Source organism: Streptomyces sp. NPDC003036, from assembly GCF_040611175.1.
Lineage (GTDB): Bacteria > Actinomycetota > Actinomycetes > Streptomycetales > Streptomycetaceae > Streptomyces.
The window spans coordinates 1-16,819 of the sequence record NZ_JBEXNO010000051.1 but is presented as its reverse complement, the minus strand read 5'-3'; the positions used below and the strand labels follow the sequence as shown (position 1 = coordinate 16,819).

Genomic DNA, 16,819 nt, shown 5'->3' with positions numbered 1-16,819 from the left:
TACCAGAAACCATCCATGGAGGCAACGGCTCCATTTCTTCCCCTGGCTGGTTATGATCGGCATCCTTCTCGCTCGTCCCCCACCGCAGCCGGACCGGCCGTCCCCGAGCCCCTCCCCAGGGCTGTGCCGCACCCGGTTGCCGGCCGGTCCCCGCCTTCTCCGCTCCGAGGACGGATGTCTCCCATAGAACCCGAAGGTCCCCTCCCCCAGCCGAAGCCGCGTCGGCAGCGCACAGTGCGCCTGCGCACCCTGCTCATCGGACTCGCGGTGGTACCCACCGTGGCGATGGGCACGCAGACCGCCGTGACCGCGGACCGCCTGCTGGCGCAGTCGCACCACCTGCGCGCCGACGTGGCGGCCGGTGAGCGGATCGGGTCGCCGCTGTTCGCGCTCATGGTCGAGATGCAGGCCGAGCGGGCGCTGACCGCCGAGCGGTGGTCGGGTACGGCCACGGCGGAGGACGAGCTGCGCAGGCAGCGGGCGGCCACCGACCGGGCTGCGGCGGAGTTCCGCCGGGCCGCCGGCGCGGGCGGGGGCGCGCGCTCCGCGCAGGCCGACCGCCGCCTCCAGGAGGTGACGGAGGGTCTGGACGACCTGCCCGCCTACCGGGAGCGCACCGACGTCCGCAGCAGCAGCGCCGACAGCGTGATGGCGTACTACAACGGCGTCATCGGCCAGATGATCCGCTTCTACCAGGACGAGTTCAGCCACACCGAGGACGCCGAGCTCACGCTGGAGAGCCGGGTGGTCGTCACCATGTTCTCGGCGTCGGAGATGGTGGCGCGGCAGGACACGATCCTCGCGCTGGCGGGCCCCTCCCGGGAGTTGAGCGCGACCCGCTTCTCCGACTTCGTCAACGCCGTCGGCGCCCACCGCTATCTGTACGACACCTGGGTCGTGCCGTACCTGGCCCCCGACGAGAGCGAGCTGTACTCGCAGCTCGTCGGTTCGGACGCCTGGCAGGCCAAGGGCCGCATCGAGAACGCGGTCATGTCCGACCACAAGGACCTCGACTTCGGCGTGAAACTGCCCCGCGAGGTGAGCGGCTGGCGGGAAGCCCACGCGAAGTGGGCCCCGGAGCTGAACGCGCTGAACGCCGAGCGCTCGCGGTCGCTGCTCGCCCGCGCCAACGCCAAGGCGGACGCCCTGGAGACCGAGGTCACCTGGCTGATCGCGGGCAGCTCGGGTGCGCTGCTGCTCGTCGCGACCGGCGTCGCGTTCACCACGCGGTCGGTGCTGCGGCGCCTGAGGCGGCTGCACGAGAGCACGGTGACCGTCGCCGAGCGGACGCTGCCGGACGTCGTGGCCCGGCTCCAGCGCGGCCGCCCGGTCGACGCCGACGCGTTGCCGCAGGTCACCGGGGACGGCGACGAAGTGGGGCGGATCAGCGACGCGTTCGCGCGGGTCGTCGAGGTGTCCGTGGACGGGCACCGGCAGCTCGCGGCGGAGCGCCACGGCTTCGGCATGTTCGCCTCGGGCATCGCCTCGCGTACCGGGAACCTGGTCAGCCGTCAGCTGAGCCTGACGGAGGAGCTCCAGGACTCCTTCGGCCACGACGAGACGCTGCTGGCCCAGCTGATGCGGTCCGACCAGCTGACGGTCGGCATGCGGCGGCAGATCGAGAACCTACTCATCCTGGCGGGCGGCGAGATCCCCGACCCGCACACCGAGCCCATGCGCGTGGCCGACCTGCTGCGCGAGGCGGCCGCCGAGGTCGAGGACTTCCGCCGGATCGAGCGGCAGGCGCTGGACGAGATCAGCGTGGAGCCGCGGGTGATCAGCCAGATCAGCCACCTGCTGGCGGAGCTGCTGGACAACGCCACCCGGTTCTCCCCGCCGCGTTCGAAGGTCGTCATCCGGGCCGAACTGGTCGCCGACGGCCTGTCGGTCGAGATCGAGGACCGGGGGCCGCGCGTCACGCCGGCGGCGTACGAGGAGATGAACGGGCGCCTGCACTCGGCGCCGCCGTACGCCGTCCTCGCCGAGAACGCGCACCGGCTGGGTCTGTTCGTGGTCGGGCACCTCGCCGACCAGCTCGGGGCCAGGGTCACGCTGCGCAGGTCCGTGTACGGCGGGACCTCGGCCGTGGTGATCATCCCGGCCGAGCACCTGGTCCCGACCGGGCCCGAGTCCGAGCCCGATCCCCTCCCCGTACGGCGGCCGACGCCGCTGCCCGCATCGCCGCTGCCCGCGCCGCGCCGCGTGGAGGAGCGCTCCGAGGAGCGCAAGCCCGAGCTGGTGCTGCACGTCGGCGCGGCGGGCCTGCCGGTGCGCCGCAGACAGGACCGGCTCCCGGTACGGGCGCAGGGCGCGACCCAGGACCCGGCGCAGGACGCGCCCAAGGACAGCGTGCCGGCGCCGCGGCCGGGCGGCGGGCGGCCGCCGCTGCCCGAGCGCGTACCCCAGACCCACATGGTCCAGCAGCTGCGCGAACCGCGCGCTCCGGAAGCAACGGTCGCCCCCGACACGGCGACACCCGAGGAAGTGGCCGACGCCTGGTCGGACTACGAACACGGAACCCAGCAAGTCGAACAAGAGCTCCGACGGGATCAGCCATGACGACGGCATCGAACGACATGATCTACAGCGTCCTGGACAACAACCTGAGCCGGATCGCCGGCATCCAGGGCGCCGTGCTCCTCTCCAACGACGGCATCAAACTCAGCGCCTACCTGCTGGACAGGCCCCAGGCCGAGCGCGTCGCCGCGGCGTCCTCGGGCATCGCGGCCACGATGAAGGCGATATCCCGGGAGATCGACGGCGGCCGGGTGATCCGCCAGCTGGTCGAGATGGACGACCGGTACCTGTGCATCGTCGGGTGCGGCGAGGGCAGCACCCTCATCGTCGTGACCTCCCGCAAGGCGCGCCTGGGCGAGCTGGGCGGCGAGGCGGTGCGCACCGCGCAGGCGCTCGGCGAGTGGCTGGGCACACCCGAACGCACCCAGGCGCCCACATCCTGATGACGGACGAGCCGCAAGGCGCGGGCCGTCGGCGGACGCGGCTGTACGCCCTCACCGACGGCCGTACGGCCGCTCCGCACACCGCCCTGACCATGGACACCACCGTCACGGCGGCGGTCGCCGCGGACGCGCAGGGCGGGCTGCCCACGGAGTGGCAGGCCGTCCTGGCCATGTGCCCGCCGCCGAACGGTCTGGCGGTCGCGGAGATCGCCGCCCGGATGCGCATGCGCCTGACTCCGACGACGCTGCTCCTCGGGGAACTCGCGGACCGCGGGCTGATCCACCACCGGCCGCCCCTGGAGGAGTCCGAGATCACCAACACCCGCCTGCTCATGAGAATCAGGGACAACCTTGCCCGTATCTGACCCGTCCCAGGACCCCTCCCAGGACTCCTTCGAGGAAGCGGCTCCCGTCAAGATCCTCATCGCCGGAGGCTTCGGCGTGGGCAAGACGACCCTGGTCGAGACGGTCTCCGAGATCGAGCCGCTGCGCACGGAGGAGCGGCTGACGGCCGCGGGGGTCGGCGTCGACGACCTCGCGGGCGTCGAGTCGAAGGCCGTGACGACCGTGGCGATGGACTTCGGCCGGATCACCCTCACCGACGCCGGGGTCGTCCTCTACCTCTTCGGTACGCCGGGCCAGGAGCGCTTCTGGTTCATGTGGGACGACCTGCTGAACGGCGCGCTCGGCGCCGTCGTCCTCGTGGACACCCGGCGCCTGGACCGCAGTTTCGGGGCGGTCGACTTCTTCGAGAACCGCGGGCTGCCGTTCGTGGTCGGCGCCAACTGCTTCCACGGCGAACAGCCGTACACCGCCGAGGAGATCAAGGCGGCGCTGCGGCTGCGCGACCCGGACACGCCCGTCCTCCTGCTGGACGCGCGGCGCCGGGGCGACGTCCGCGAGACGCTGCTCTCCCTGCTGGACCTGCTCATCGAGAAGTCGTCGATACCCGTGTGATCATGCGGTGCAGCAGCTTCGCGGCGGCGCGGCCGAACGACGGGTCGTTGATGTGCGTGTCCACCTCGACGACCTCGACCGCGCTGCCCCGCAGCCCGTCCCGCAGAGTGTCGAACAGCGCCTTGTCGGCGGCCGGGTCGTGGTACGGCCCGCCCGGCTGCCCCAGCGTGGACAGCCCGCGCAGCGGCAGGCACACGGCGGTCGGCCCCGTGGCACCGCGCAGCTTCGCCGCCAGGAGGCGGCCCAGTTCGGCGCACTCCTCCTCCGTCGTACGCACCACCGTGATGGACGGGTTGTGTACGTGGACGTGCCGGTCGCGCATCCGCTCCGGGACGGTGTCGACCGGACCGAACTTCACCATGTCCAGCGCGCCCGGGCTCACCACCTGCGGCACCCCCGCGCGCCCGGCGGCGGTGAGCCGGTCGGGCCCGGCGGTGAGGAGGCCCCCGCACAGGTCGTCGGCGAGCTCGCAGACCGTCAGGTCCAGCACGCCGGCGAACAGCCGCTGCCCGGCCAGTGATTCGAGGGTGCGGCCCCCGGCGCCGCTGGCGTGGAACACCAGGACCTCGTAGCCGAGCTCCGTCATCCGCTCGCGGGCCGCGTCGACGCCGGGGGTGGTCACGCCCGCCATGCTCGCCGCGACCAGCGGCGCGCCGTCCGCGCCCCACTCCCCCGGGACCAGCGCCCGGGAGGCGGCGGCGAAGCCCTCGGCCATGCCGGCGACGGCGTCGGCGGCGTTCGCCAGGATCGGCTCCGACACCCGGTTCACCCCGGCGATGTCGACCACGCTGTACATCATGGTGATGTCGGCGGAACCGACGTACGGCGAGACGTCGCCCGCCGCCATCGAGGAGACCATCACCTTCGGCACCCCGAGCGGCAGGGCGCGCATGGCGCGGGTGGCGATGGACGTGCCGCCGCTGCCGCCGATGGCCAGCACGCCGTGCAGCCGCCCCTCCCGGTGGAGCCGCAGGACGGTCGCCTCGGCGCCGCGCGCCATCGCCGTCACCGCCGCGCCGCGGTCCCCCCGGGCGCGCAACGCCTCCAGGTCCACACCGGCGGCCCGGGCCACCTCGGCGCGCTCCACGTCGGCGGGTATCCGCGGAGAGCCGGCCACGCCCGTGTCGACGACCACGACGTCGACGCCCCGCCGCAGCAGCCGCTCGCGCAGCCACCCGTACTCCAGCCCTTTGGTGTCCAGGGTCCCCACCAGTACGACCATCGTCATGGCCGTACTTTCCCGGCGCGGACCCCGTGGTGGCAAGACCGCCCGTCCGACTACCGACCGGAAACATCCGACCAACGAACGAAAGCCTACAAAGGCATATCGCCTTGCTATCGAAGGGATTTTGACGGTTCCTACCACTGGACCATCTGTTAGCCTGCCCGCTCCTGGATGTTCATCCACTCCCTTCAGTGCGTTTAGGGGTCTTTCGTGTACAGCACTCCCTTCTCCCCCCGAGAGGCCAGAGCGGCGCGAGCCCGGATGGGCCTGACGACCTCACAGGTCGCCCACTCCATGGCGGCGTGCGGTGTTCCCGTCCACCCCGACCTGATCGCCGCCTGGGAACAGGGATCCCACCTCCCCTCCGAACCCCACCTCTTCGCACTCGCCGACGTGCTGTGGTGCTCCGCCACCACCCTCATGGGCATCGAGCCGCGCACCCTCGCCGAACACCGGCTGGCCCGGAAGCTCAGCGTGGAGCGGCTGGCGCACCGGATCGGCATGGACCCCGCCGCCTACCGGGCCGCGGAGGCGGCGCACCGCTGGGACGGCGACATCCGGCAGACCAGGGCGCTGGTGGACGCCCTGGGGCTGACCCTGCGCCAGCTGGTGGGCCTCATGGGCCGTGACGAGGAGCTGGCCCGGCACCTCCGCACCGCCATCGAGGGCCGCTGGAAGGTCCATGTGGCGCCGGTCGCGGAGATCGTGGTCGTCGACGAGACCTCGGTGGGGGACGCCCTGCGCACGATGCACACGGAGTTCGCGGAGTTCTCCGAGCGGTACATGGGCCATCTGATGGCCCGCAACGGCGACGCCCGGCTGAAGGAGGTCGCGGCGGAGCGCTCGGCGTTCCTGCACCGGCTCGTGGACCACTTCTGGGAGCTGGTCGGCGAGGCGGGCGACGAGCCGCCGTTCGACGGCTTCTGACCGGAGGCCCGGCGAGGCGCGGACGGCCGACGGCCCCCGGATCGTCCGGGGGCCGTCGGCCGTCCTGCCGCGAGAAGGGCTTTCAGCGCCAGGTGGCGCCGGCGCCGGGGGCGGGGTGGGTGCCCGGGGCCGGCTGGGCGGGGTAGGCGGACGGGGCGCCCGGAGCGGGCGGGACCTCGTCCTCGTAGTCCTCCCAGTCGATCTCCATCGCCTTGCGCCGCGTGAACGCGTTGAAGAACAGGTTCAGCACGATGGCGGTGAGCCCGCCCAGCGTGATGCCGCTGTCCAGCACCGCGCGCACGTCGTCCGGCATGCGCTCGAAGAACGGCTTGACCGTCGTGGGCAGCATCGCCGCACCGAGGCTCACCGCCAGGATGATGGCGTTGCGCTCCTCGCGCAGGTCCACCTTCGCGAGGATCTGGATGCCGACCGCCGCGACCATGCCGAACATCGAGATCGCCGCGCCGCCGAGCACGGGGTGCGGGATCGCGGCGACCAGACTGCCGGCCTTGGGCAGCAGCCCCAGCAGGATCATGAAGACACCGGCGGCCACCACCACGAAGCGGCTCACCACCCGGGACATGCGGACAAGTCCGATGTTCTCGGCGAATGCCACATAGGGGAAGGAGTTGAAGATACCGCCGAGCATCGTGGACATGCCGTCGGCCCGCAGCGCGCGCGTGACGGTGTCGCTGTCGACCTTCTTCCGGGCGATCTCGCCGATGGCGTACACGTCGCCGGTCGTCTCGACCATCGTGATCAGCATGACGACGACCATGGCGACGATGGGCAGCAGCTCGAACTGCGGCATGCCGTAGTGGAAGGGCGTGGTGACGCCGAACCAGGCGGCGTCCGCCACCTCGTCGAAGTGCGCGTCACCGAGCATCCAGGCGACGGCCGTGCCCACGATGAGCCCGATGAGCACGGCGAGGCTGCTGAGGATCGGCTTGCCGAGCCGGACCACGACCAGGATCAGGAGCAGGGTGCCGAGCGCGTAGGCGAGGTTCTCGCCGGAGCCGTACGCGGGGTCGCCGATGAGGTGGGAGCCGCCGGCGGCGTTCTGGAGGCCCACCGGGATGAGCGTGATGCCGATGATGGTGAGGATCGTGCCGATGACGACGGGCGGGAAGTACTTCACCAGCCTGCCGAAGAACGGCGCGCAGAGGAACGTGGCGATGCCGGCCGTGATGACCGCGCCGTAGACGACCAGCAGACCGGCGGTGCCGCCGCCCGCGCCTATGCCGATCGCGACCATGGGGGAGACGGCGGTGAAGGTGACGCCCTGCACCAGGGGCAGCCGCGCGCCGATCTTCCAGACGCCCAGCGCCTGGATGATCGTGGCGATGCCGCAGGTCAGCAGGTCCGCATTGATCAGGTGGACCAACTGCTCGTCGGAGAGCCCGAGGGCGTTTCCGAGGAGTACGGGGACGATGACGGCCGCCGCGTAGAACGCGAGGATGTGCTGGAAGCCGTAGAGCGTGAGCTGCGGGAGGGGGAGCAGTTCGTCGACGGGATGCGTCTGCGTCCCGGAGTGCCGTCGGGAGACTCGTGCCATCTCTGCCTTGCCTTACAAGAGGTAGGTGAATGAGAGAGGAGCCGACGCCTCGGAGCCCGGATGTATCAGGACGAGGCCTCGTCGGCCCGTACGGAGTCGACGTCTGGCGGAGTTGCCGACACCACGTCGCCCTGCACTTGGATGTGCGTCCTGGTTTGAGGACCTTTCCTTCGATCGGCATGACGAAACCGCCCTGCGCATGAGATCCGCAGGTGGAGCCGATCGGGGCGCTCACCCTAGTTGACGTCGGACGTTCCTCGCGAGTAACCGGAACGGCACTCACCGCTCCCCCGTCCCACCAGGCGCACCTTTCGCCCGCATATCTCTGGTTTCAGAGATATCGGGCTTACTTGAGCGATTTCTTCAACAACGCCACCCCGAGGGCCATTTGCGCGCGCCGTGACATGGCTCACCTCGCGCCGCCCGGGAAAACACCCTCCCCGGCCTATTTCCCCTGCTGGGAAAGAGAATTGAGTTTCCGACAGCAGCCACTTCATGGCGTTTCCGTAACCACGCGTGCGCGTTTCGCGGCTTGTTCCCGCCCACGGCTCTCGCTTACCGTCACGGCAATCCGGTCGGACCGCCGAATCCTGCCGCCGCCCGGAATCCGCACCCACTCACCCACCGACGTACGGCAGGAGCGGGGGAACCAGGTAAGCCGCCGATCCGGAAACGGAAAGGCTCGGGGTGAAGTCGCGTGCGCACGCCCTCGTGTGCGCGTCGCGGCCGGGCATCTCCAGCCCGAACCCGACAGCTCACCTCGCAGGCGACGGAGAGGAATGCGCCATGCCCGCACAGGGTAAGCACCGCCGTCCCAAGAACAATCCGCTCGCCCGCCGTTTCGTCGCCGCGGGCACGGGCGGCGCCGCACTCGCCCTTCCCCTGTTCGGTGCCACCGCGGCCGAGGCTGCACCGAACGCGACGCCGAATGCGGCGCCTGCCGCCGCCGCGAAAAAGGCCCCGGCGTCGCCCGTCACGTATTCCGTGACCGCGGGCGACACCCTTTCCGAGATCGCGCAGGACCACGGCGTCAGCGGCGGCTGGCAGAAGCTGTACGAGGACAACAAGTCCGTCGTCGGCGACAACCCGTCGCTCATCCGCCCCGGCATGAAGCTCACCATCGGCGCGAAGTCCACCGCCGCGCCCGCGTCGACCGAGCGGGCCAGCCGCTCGACGGCCCGGCCGGCGCTCGCGAAGACGGCGAAGCCCGCCAAGCCCGCGACGTACGCGAACAACCTCGACGGCTGGATCAAGGAAGCGCTGGCCATCATGGCCGAGCGCGGCATTCCCGGCTCGTACGAGGGCATCCACCGCAACATCCTGCGCGAGTCCTCCGGCAACCCGCTGGCCATCAACAACTGGGACTCCAACGCCGCCGCGGGCACCCCGTCCAAGGGTCTCCTCCAGGTCATCGACCCCACGTTCCGCGCGTACCACGTGCCCGGCACGTCGACGGACCCGTACGACCCGGTCGCCAACATCACCGCCGCCTGCAACTACGCCGCCGACCGCTACGGGTCGATCGACAACGTCTTCGGCGCGTACTGAGCCGCCGACCTCACGGGCGGGGGACGGTGGCCCCGCCGCCGGACCGCACGGCTTCCACCACGGCGTCGTGCAGCACGCGGCTGGCCTCCTCCGACGAGCACGGCACGGGGCTGCCGCTCATCGGGAACCAGTCGGAGGCCCCGCTGTGCTGCACGGCCACCCGTGCCTCGCCGTCGACCCAGGTGGTGTGCACGTCGAGTTCACCGGTGATGACACCGACCGTGTCGGTGCTCACGCCACCGCGTCCGGCGAAGACCCGGACCGTCGTCCACGATGCCCACGTCACGTTCCCATGCTGACCCCGCTCCGCCGGTCGCGCGACCGGCGGGGAGGGGCGGTTGCGTGAAGGAGCCGTGACGCCACGGGACGTGGTCGGCGGACCCGGCCGGCGAACCCGGTTGAGGAACGCGGTCGGCGAGCGTGGTCAGCGCACGGCCACGAGGACATGGCTGTTGCCGAACTGCCAGACCGCTCCCGCCTCCTCGAAGCCGGCCTCGCGCAGCAGGGCGAGGTGCCCGGAGAGGGTCAGGTCGTTGCCCTCGCAGCGCGGGTGCCGGTGGTGGCGGTGGGCGGAGAACAGCGGCGCCAGCTCCGGGTCGGCGGCGACCCCGGACCACCACGTCTCCCAGTCGTCGTCGGCGACGGCCGGTTCCCGCTCGGCCCGTCGGCGCCCGATGTGCAGGGCCAGCTCGCCGAGCTTGGCGGAGTCGGGGCAGATGTGGTCGCAGTTGACGAGCACCCCGCCGGGGCGCAGGCGCCCGGCGAGGTCGCGGTAGACCCGGCGCAGGGTGCGCTCGCTGAGGTAGTGCAGCGCCGTCGTGGAGACGGCCGCGTCCACCGGCCCGGCCGTCCCGGCGGTGTCCAGCCAGCCGGGCTCGCCGATGACGGCCTCCACGTACCGCACGGCCGGGCCGTAGTAGGCCCGGCCGAGCTCCAGGAGGCGCGGGTCGGCGTCGACCGCCACGACCCGGGCGCGGGGCATCCGGCGGGCCAGCCGCGCGGCCAGGGAGCCCGGGCCGCTGCCCAGGTCGAGGACGAGGGGCGCCCGGCGGTCCGCCGTCACGCCCTCGACAATGTCGGCGATGACGGTGAACGCCTCCTCGCGGTCGATCGCGTACCGCTGCTGCTGCCTCTCCCAGCGGTCCACCCATCGCGCGGCCGCCACCGTGTTGACACTCATGTCCTCTCGCGCCCCTGCCTTCTCACCACACCATCTAATCGGTCATGGAAATCATTGCAGACTAGCGAGTGCGGCGAGCAGCCCGTCGATCTCCTCGGGTGCGTTGTACACGTGCAGGCTGACCCGCACCGAGCCGTCCCCCGGGTCCGCTCCCGCCTGGCAGTGGCTGTCGGAGCGCACCATGAAGCCGTGGCTGTAGAGGATGAAGCCGAGGTCCTGGGAGCCGATCTCGCGGTGCCGGAAGGCCACGACGTGCCTGCGGCGCTGCACCGTGGAGGCGGCGTCCAGGCTGGAGCGGCAGCCCAGCACCTCGTAGGCGTCCAGCCGGGCCAGTCCGTCGGTCAGCCGGGCCGCCAGGGCCACGGTCCACCGCTCGATACGGTCCGTGCCCGCCGCGTCCAGCCAGTCGAGGGCCGCCGTGAGGCTGACGACACCGGCCGTGTTCGGGGTGCCCTGCCAGCCGCCCGGCCGGAACTCCGGACCGCGCCGCCCACGCGCCCAGACCGCGCCCGTACCGGGCAGGGCCAGCGCCTTGTGGCCGGAGAAGACGACGAAGTCCACGTCGAGGTCGGCCACCGAGACGGGCAGATGGCCGACGCTCTGGGCGGCGTCCAGGCAGATCGGCACGTCCGGGCCGACCACCGCGCGGACGCGGTGGACGTTCATGTCGGCGCCGTAGACGTGGTGCACGTGGGTGGCCGCGACGAAGCGGGTGCGCGGGCCGACCACGCGGGCGAGGGCCTCGGGGTCGTAGTCCCCCGAGCTCGCCTGATACGGCAGATCCCGCAGCCGTATCCGCACGCCCTGGCGGGCCAGCAGCCGCTCCGCCTCCCGCCAGGGCTCCAGGTTGGCCTGGTGGTCGGCGAACGGCACCACGATCTCGTCGCCGTCGCGGAGCAGCTCCGGCAGCCAGTCGCGGGCCACGGTGCGCAGGCCCTCCGAGGCCCCGCTGGTGAAGTGCACCGCCGAGCGGTCCGGCTCCGGGTCGCCCAGGAACTCCTTGACCCGGTCCCGGGCGCCCTCGACCAGCGCGGTGGTGTGGTTGGCCCACGGGTAGGAGCCGCGGCCGGCGTTCGCGTTCGTCGTGGTCAGGTAGGTGTGGACGGCGTCGAGCACGGCCTGCGGCTTCTGGGCCGTGGCCGCGCTGTCCAGGTACGCCGGCGCGGGATGCGCCGCGATCTGGGGGAACTGGGCGCGCAGCGGGCGCTGCCAGTCCGCCAGCTCCTTCAGATCGTTCTCGGTGTCGTGCCGCATGCCGGACGCCATGTCAGTCACGCACCAGGGGCGCGCCCGCGTCGCGCCACGCGATGATGCCGCCCGCCAGGCTCCGTACGTCGGGATGCCCCATGCGCGTCAGCAGCGCCGCGTAGCGGGCGGACTTCTCGCCGACGGGGCAGGCGAGCAGCACGGGCCGGCTCTTGCTGAACGGCAGGCCGCCGCGGAGGAGTTCGTCGAAGAGCTCGTCGACGATGTTGACGGAGCCGTCGATGTGGAGGGCGCCGTACGCGAAGGGGCCGCGCAGGTCGACCACGAGGGGGTCCTCCGCCGCGATCCACTTGCGGGCGTCGGCGACGTCGATGACGGTGGCCGAGCGCACCTCGCCGTCCGAGAGCGTCGCCACGGAGTTCTTCGCGGGCGGCAGGCCGAACAGCTCGGGCCTGCGCTTGCGGACGTAGCCGAGGTAGCTCTCGACACGGTCGCAGACGATGAAGACGGCCGTGCGGCGGTGGTCCGATGCCTCGGCGTCGAGCGCCCGCAGGTGGCGCACCGCGCCGTGATACGCGGCCCCTCCGGTGGGCCCGGCGAGGATGCCGCAGCGCCGGACCAGCGTCAGCATGCCGTCGATGGCGTCGTCCGCGCTCACCGTGTCGATGGTGTCGTACGTCGCCGGGTCGAACAGGCCGACCTCCTGCACCTCGTCGATGGTGCGGATGCCGGGGATGAAGTCGGACTTCTCCGCGACGAGCCCGACGACCCCGACCCCCGGGGCGTGGGCGCGCAGCGCCCGGGCGACGCCCGTGGAGGAACCGGCGGTGCCCACGCAGGCGACGAACCAGTCGGGGGCGCGGCCGTCGAGGTCGGCCACGATCTCCGGGCCGGTGCCCTGGGCGTGCGCCTCGGTGTTGCGGGCGTTGAAGTACTGGTCGGTGTGGAGGTGGGCGCTGCCGGGCGCGCCCAGCCGCTGGTGGAAGAGGGTGAGCGGGTCGTCGGTGGCGGTCGGGTCGAGGCACTCGCTCTGGCCGGGCAGCTCCTCGATCTCGGCGCCCAGCAGCAGGAGCAGGTCCTTGATCTCGGGTATGCGCATCCGGTTGGTGACGCTCTTGAACGCGATGCCGTGCATGCCCGCGATGAGGGCGAGCGCCTTGGCGGTGTTGCCGCTGGACAGTTCGACGATGGTCTCGCCGCGCTCGCGGGCGCCGGGCAGGCCGTCGCGGACCATGTTCCAGGCGGCCCGGTCCTTGACCGACCCGAAGGGGTTCATCATCTCCAGCTTCGCGTAGAGGTCGATGCTGCGCAGACCGTGCACGGCCGGGTCGATGCGGACCAGCGGGGTGTCGCCGATGGCGTCGGTGATGCTCTCGTACCTCATGCCTGTGGTCCCCCAGGGGGTGTGTGCGGCCAGTACTGTTCGTCGAGGCACCAGTGCCAGGAGCCGTCGTCGGCGCGGTGGACGGCGACCTTGCGGGCCACGGGCTGCTGTTGCGCCCGGGTGGCGCCGAAGTCCATGCAGTAGCCGGCGGTGTTGGCGAAGGCGAGCAGGTCGCCGGGGCGCGGCAGCCGGGGCAGGAAGACGGTCCTGCGGGTGATCAGGTCCGCCTCCAGGCACAGGTTGCCCATGAGGTGGACGCCCACGGGCCCTCGCGTGTCCGCAGGCGTGGGGTCCCTGGGCAGCAGGACCGGGTCCATGAGGACGCCGTGGTCCTCCAGGCTGACGTCGCCCGCGTTCATCGCGAGGCGTACGAACGTCTCCCCCGCGTCCGTACGCCGCACCTCGAGCACGCGGGCGAGCGACAGCCCGCACTGGTCGGCCAGTGCTCTGCCGGGCTCGGTGTACAGGTCGTGGAGGCTCTCCAGGAGCAGCGTGCCGAGCGGGCGGTCGAGGCCGGGGGCCGGGCGGGAGAGCAGCTCGTCGAGGTAGGCGGCGCCGGTGACCTCGCGATGGGCGGGGTAGAGGCCGAGCGAGCCGCGCAGGGTGCCGTTCTCGGCGTGGAGGCCGTAGCCGTGGCCGCCCCAGGTGAGGGGCGGGCGGCGGCCCATGACGGCGTCGGTGAGCGCCGAGGTGTACCGCTCCCACTGGTCGGCGTGCGCGAGGTAGCCGACGCCGAAGCCGCCGCCGATGTCGATGACGCGCGGGCCGAACCCCCGCTTCTGCAACTCCTCCATCGCGCGCAGGCAGCCGGCGAGGGCGGTTGCCTTCTCGTCGGGGCTGGTGGTGTCGAGGTGGTACGCGACGCCCACGGGCTCCAGCTGGTCCCGGTGGCGCTCGGCCGTGTCCAGCAGCCGGGCCAGCGCGGCGGTAGGCGTGCCGAAGCGGCTGCGGCGGGACAGGCGCCTGACGCCGGTGCCGGTGTCGAAGTCCGACAGGCGCAGCAGCACGCGGACGCGGGGTAATCCGTGGTCGCGGACCAGGGCGGCGGCCCGGTCGAGCTCCTCGGCGCCGTCGGCGTTGACGGTGACCCCCGTGAGGACGGCGAGCCAGAGGAAGTCCGGATCCTTGGGCCCGGTCGCCACGATCCTGTCCGGCCCGAACCCGGCGCCGAGGGCGTGCTGCAGCTCGCCGAGCGAGGCGACGTCGACCCCCACACCGGGGCCGGTCGCGGCGAGCCGCCGGAGCAGCGCGCTGGAACGGTTCGTCTTGTGCGCGAAGAAGATCCGCCCGCCCAGGCTGTGCCGCCGGTAGACGGCGCGGAAGCGCTCGGCGTTCTCGGCGATCTGGTCGGGCAGCACCACGTTGAGCGGTGACCCGAGCGCGTCCACGAGCGCGTGGAGGAACGCCCCGCCCTCCAGCAACGCCGCGGCGAGCGGCGCCAGCCGCGGCTCCAGGTACAGGGGCGGGCCGTCCGGCAACACGTCCGACAACAAGGGGGCGTCCCCCATGGCAGCAGTCCTCCCGACGAGGAAAGCCGACGGCCGTCACGTCGGCCATATGGTCCTATCCACGTCGGCGCCGGTTATGCCGCGCGGCGGGGTCGGGGATGGAGCTCGGCGGCGCTGTTGCCGGAAGCGGCCGCCGGGGGCCGCCGCGTCAGCCGTGGCGCGTGCCCACGCGGTCCACGGCACGACGGACCCGGCGGGCGAGGGGCTTCTCGGCACACCAGTGGAGGAGCACTGCCGCGGCCTTGGCCGGGGTGACGCTCGGCGGCTGCGCCTCCCATGGGATCGGCTGCGTGGGAGTGCTGACCTGGCTCACGTTGTCCTGTTCTTCCTGTGGGCGCTCGGGGGTGGAGGAAGCCCCAGGACTGTACCAGCGGGTTCGAACACGTAAGCAGCGGCCCGGAGGCGGCCCCGGGAGTCGAACGGCTCCCGAGGCCGGTCCCGCTCCTAGGGCAGGGTCCACTTCTGGTTGGGGCCCGTGTGGCAGGTCCACAGGTGGACCTTGGTGCCGTCGTTCCAGGTCGCGCCCTCGGCGTCCAGGCACTTGCCGGACTGCGTGTTCAGCACCGTCCCGTCGGCGCGCGCCTGCCACTTCTGGGCGCCGGTGCCGTTGCACGTCCACAGCTGGATCTTCGTACCGTCCGCCGAGCCGCCGCCGCTCACGTCCAGGCACTTGGACAGCGCCCGCACCGTGCCGTCGCCGGGCAGCGTCCACTTCTGGCCCGCCGCACCGTTGCAGGACCACAGCTGCGCCTGCGTACCGTCGGCCGACGAACCGCCCGCCACGTCCAGGCACTTGCCGTTGACGCCCTTCACCTCACCCGTCCGGGTGGTGGGCGGAGGTGTGGTGGCCGCCGGTTTGATCCGGACGTTGCGGAACGAGACCTGGTCGCCGTCGCCGTGGTTCTGGAGGCCGATGTGGCCTTGGCGGAGGCTGCGGGCCGGGTCGGTGTTGGTGAAGTCGTTGATCTTGCGGCCGTTGAGGAAGACCTCCAGGCGTTCGCCCGTGACGCGGATCTCGTACGTGTTCCACTCCCCCGGCGGGTTCAGCGCGGCGTCGCGGGCGGCGGTGTCGGCCGACTTGAAGCCGTAGACGGATCCGGTGGTGCGGTCGGGGGTGTCGGTGGCGTCGATCTGGATCTCGTAGCCGTTGTTCACCGCCGACCAGGGGTCGCCGGACGCCGGGAACCCGACGAAGACGCCGGAGTTGTCGTCGTCGGTCATGCGCCAGTCGAGCTTGAGGGAGTAGTCGCCGGTGAACTCCTTCGCGGAGTACCACAGCATGCCGAGGCCGCCCTGCGAGGTGAGCGTCCCGTCGGCGAGGGTGAAGGAGCCCGGGCCGGCCTGTTGCCAGCCCGCCGTGCCGGAGCCGTCGAAGAGCGCCGTGTAGCCGGACTCGGGACGGCAGTCGGCCTCGGTCATGCCCGCGGCCCAGCGGATGCCGCCCAGCAGGTGCCGGCGGAAGGCCGGCTCGGTGTAGGACGCCTCGGTGTGGCCGCCGCCGGTGTAGAAGGCGCGGCCGCCTTGGTAGTCCTTGCACCAGGAGATCGGATGGTCGCCGGCCATGGTGCCGCCGGTGTAGCTCGTCTCGTCGAGCGAGGCGAGGACGTGGGCGGTGGTGCGCGGGTTGGTGCGGTAGTTGTACCACTCGTCGAACCGCTGCCAGCTCGCGCCCAGGTGGGCGGTGGCGTCGTGCGCGCGGTCCTCGACCTTGAGGGTCGCGGTCTGGTTGTGCGGGTGGGAGTGGAACAGCGCCCCGGCGAGGCCCGCGTAGAAGGGCCAGTCGTACTCGGTGTCGGCGGCCGCGTGGACGCCGACGTAGCCGCCTCCGCCCTGGACGTACCCCTCGAACGCCGTCTGCTGCGTGGCGTTCAGCACGTCGCCGGTGGTGGAGAGGAAGACCACGGCCTTGTACTGGGCGAGGTTGCCGGTGGTGAAGGCCTGGGCGTCCTCGGTCGCGTCCACGGTGAAGTTGTGGGCGCCGCCGAGCTCGCGCAGCGCGCCGATCCCCTCGTCGATGGAGGAGTGGCGGAAGCCCGCCGTCTTCGAGAAGACGAGGACCTTGTACGCGGGGTCGGCGGCGGCTTCCCGGGGAGCCGCCGCGTGAGGAACCGCCGCGGGGGCGGCGGAAGCCACCGGGGCCGCGAGCGCGCCCGCCGTGCACAGCAGTGCTCCGGCGAGCCAGGAGCCTGCCTTGAGGAACGTGTTACGTCGCATGGTGTGACACCTCCTTCTCTGTGACGGGGTTACGGCAGCGTCCACTTCTGGTTGGCTCCGGTGTGGCAGGTCCACAGGTGGACCTTGGTGCCGTCGTTCCAGGTCGCGCCCTCGGCGTCCAGGCACTTGCCGGACTGCGTGTTCAGCACCGTCCC

General features: G+C 71.9%; 16 protein-coding genes and 1 riboswitch. Of the genes, 6 read left to right on the top strand and 10 right to left on the bottom strand.

Annotated elements, in window-relative coordinates; translation table 11 throughout:
• Nucleotides 1-234: 234 nt before the first annotated feature.
• Genes ABZX67_RS29200 through ABZX67_RS29185 form a run of 4 tightly spaced genes read left to right on the top strand, consistent with a single transcriptional unit; the run spans nt 235 to nt 3,917 of the window.
• The gene (locus tag ABZX67_RS29200; protein ID WP_355366292.1) at nt 235-2,559 is read left to right on the top strand and encodes a sensor histidine kinase; all 2,325 of its coding nucleotides are present in this window, start codon (nt 235-237) and stop codon (nt 2,557-2,559) included.
• Nucleotides 2,556-2,960, top strand: a complete 405-nt coding sequence (locus ABZX67_RS29195) for a roadblock/LC7 domain-containing protein (protein WP_355366289.1) — start codon at nt 2,556-2,558, stop codon at nt 2,958-2,960. Before ABZX67_RS29200 ends, ABZX67_RS29195 begins: the two co-directional genes overlap by 4 nt.
• Nucleotides 2,960-3,325 (top strand): DUF742 domain-containing protein, encoded by a 366-nt coding sequence (locus ABZX67_RS29190; protein WP_355366286.1) that lies wholly within the window; start codon nt 2,960-2,962, stop codon nt 3,323-3,325. Before ABZX67_RS29195 ends, ABZX67_RS29190 begins: the two co-directional genes overlap by 1 nt.
• A complete protein-coding gene (locus tag ABZX67_RS29185; protein ID WP_355366283.1) occupies nt 3,312-3,917 on the top strand; it encodes an ATP/GTP-binding protein in 606 nt (201 codons plus the stop codon). The genes ABZX67_RS29190 and ABZX67_RS29185 overlap by 14 nt, the downstream gene beginning before the upstream one ends.
• On the opposite strand, the gene ABZX67_RS29180 is transcribed toward ABZX67_RS29185, so the two are convergent.
• The gene (locus ABZX67_RS29180; protein ID WP_355366280.1) at nt 3,889-5,145 is read right to left on the bottom strand and encodes a Tm-1-like ATP-binding domain-containing protein; all 1,257 of its coding nucleotides are present in this window, start codon (nt 5,143-5,145) and stop codon (nt 3,889-3,891) included. The two genes, ABZX67_RS29185 and ABZX67_RS29180, sit on opposite strands and share 29 nt — an antisense overlap.
• 207 nt (nt 5,146-5,352) lie before the next feature.
• Between ABZX67_RS29180 and ABZX67_RS29175 the strand changes: the two genes are divergently transcribed.
• Nucleotides 5,353-6,069: a transcriptional regulator gene (locus ABZX67_RS29175; RefSeq protein ID WP_355366277.1), complete on the top strand. Its 717-nt coding sequence runs from the start codon at nt 5,353-5,355 to the stop codon at nt 6,067-6,069.
• Nucleotides 6,070-6,151: 82 nt separating this feature from the next.
• Here ABZX67_RS29175 and ABZX67_RS29170 read toward each other — a convergent pair whose 3' ends face one another.
• Nucleotides 6,152-7,624: a nucleobase:cation symporter-2 family protein gene (locus tag ABZX67_RS29170; protein ID WP_355366274.1), complete on the bottom strand. Its 1,473-nt coding sequence runs from the start codon at nt 7,622-7,624 to the stop codon at nt 6,152-6,154.
• A gap of 612 nt (nt 7,625-8,236) precedes the next feature.
• A riboswitch (cyclic di-AMP (ydaO/yuaA leader) is annotated at nt 8,237-8,406 on the top strand.
• A gap of 4 nt (nt 8,407-8,410) precedes the next feature.
• On the opposite strand from ABZX67_RS29170, the gene ABZX67_RS29165 reads away from it, so the two are divergent.
• Nucleotides 8,411-9,172, top strand: coding sequence for a LysM peptidoglycan-binding domain-containing protein (locus tag ABZX67_RS29165; RefSeq protein ID WP_355366271.1), 762 nt, complete (start codon nt 8,411-8,413; stop codon nt 9,170-9,172).
• A gap of 10 nt (nt 9,173-9,182) precedes the next feature.
• Here the strand turns inward: ABZX67_RS29165 and ABZX67_RS29160 are convergent, their stop codons facing one another.
• From ABZX67_RS29160 to ABZX67_RS29125, 8 genes are all read right to left on the bottom strand, one after another.
• Nucleotides 9,183-9,458, bottom strand: coding sequence for a hypothetical protein (locus ABZX67_RS29160; protein ID WP_355366268.1), 276 nt, complete (start codon nt 9,456-9,458; stop codon nt 9,183-9,185).
• A 138-nt stretch (nt 9,459-9,596) separates the two neighbouring features.
• Nucleotides 9,597-10,352: a class I SAM-dependent methyltransferase gene (locus ABZX67_RS29155; RefSeq protein WP_355366264.1), complete on the bottom strand. Its 756-nt coding sequence runs from the start codon at nt 10,350-10,352 to the stop codon at nt 9,597-9,599.
• 51 nt (nt 10,353-10,403) lie between these two features.
• Nucleotides 10,404-11,606: an aminotransferase class V-fold PLP-dependent enzyme gene (locus ABZX67_RS29150; protein ID WP_355366261.1), complete on the bottom strand. Its 1,203-nt coding sequence runs from the start codon at nt 11,604-11,606 to the stop codon at nt 10,404-10,406.
• A 13-nt stretch (nt 11,607-11,619) separates the two neighbouring features.
• The gene (locus ABZX67_RS29145; RefSeq protein WP_355366258.1) at nt 11,620-12,942 is read right to left on the bottom strand and encodes a pyridoxal-phosphate dependent enzyme; all 1,323 of its coding nucleotides are present in this window, start codon (nt 12,940-12,942) and stop codon (nt 11,620-11,622) included.
• Nucleotides 12,939-14,450: a Y4yA family PLP-dependent enzyme gene (locus ABZX67_RS29140; RefSeq protein ID WP_355366255.1), complete on the bottom strand. Its 1,512-nt coding sequence runs from the start codon at nt 14,448-14,450 to the stop codon at nt 12,939-12,941. Before ABZX67_RS29140 ends, ABZX67_RS29145 begins: the two co-directional genes overlap by 4 nt.
• A gap of 148 nt (nt 14,451-14,598) precedes the next feature.
• Nucleotides 14,599-14,763 (bottom strand): hypothetical protein, encoded by a 165-nt coding sequence (locus ABZX67_RS29135; RefSeq protein ID WP_355366252.1) that lies wholly within the window; start codon nt 14,761-14,763, stop codon nt 14,599-14,601.
• A 131-nt stretch (nt 14,764-14,894) separates the two neighbouring features.
• A complete protein-coding gene (locus ABZX67_RS29130; protein ID WP_355366249.1) occupies nt 14,895-16,664 on the bottom strand; it encodes a ThuA domain-containing protein in 1,770 nt (589 codons plus the stop codon).
• 29 nt (nt 16,665-16,693) lie between these two features.
• Nucleotides 16,694-16,813 carry an RICIN domain-containing protein gene (locus ABZX67_RS29125; RefSeq protein ID WP_355366366.1) on the bottom strand — a complete coding sequence of 40 codons (120 nt, stop codon included), beginning with the start codon at nt 16,811-16,813 and terminating at the stop codon, nt 16,694-16,696.
• Nucleotides 16,814-16,819: the final 6 nt, after the last annotated feature.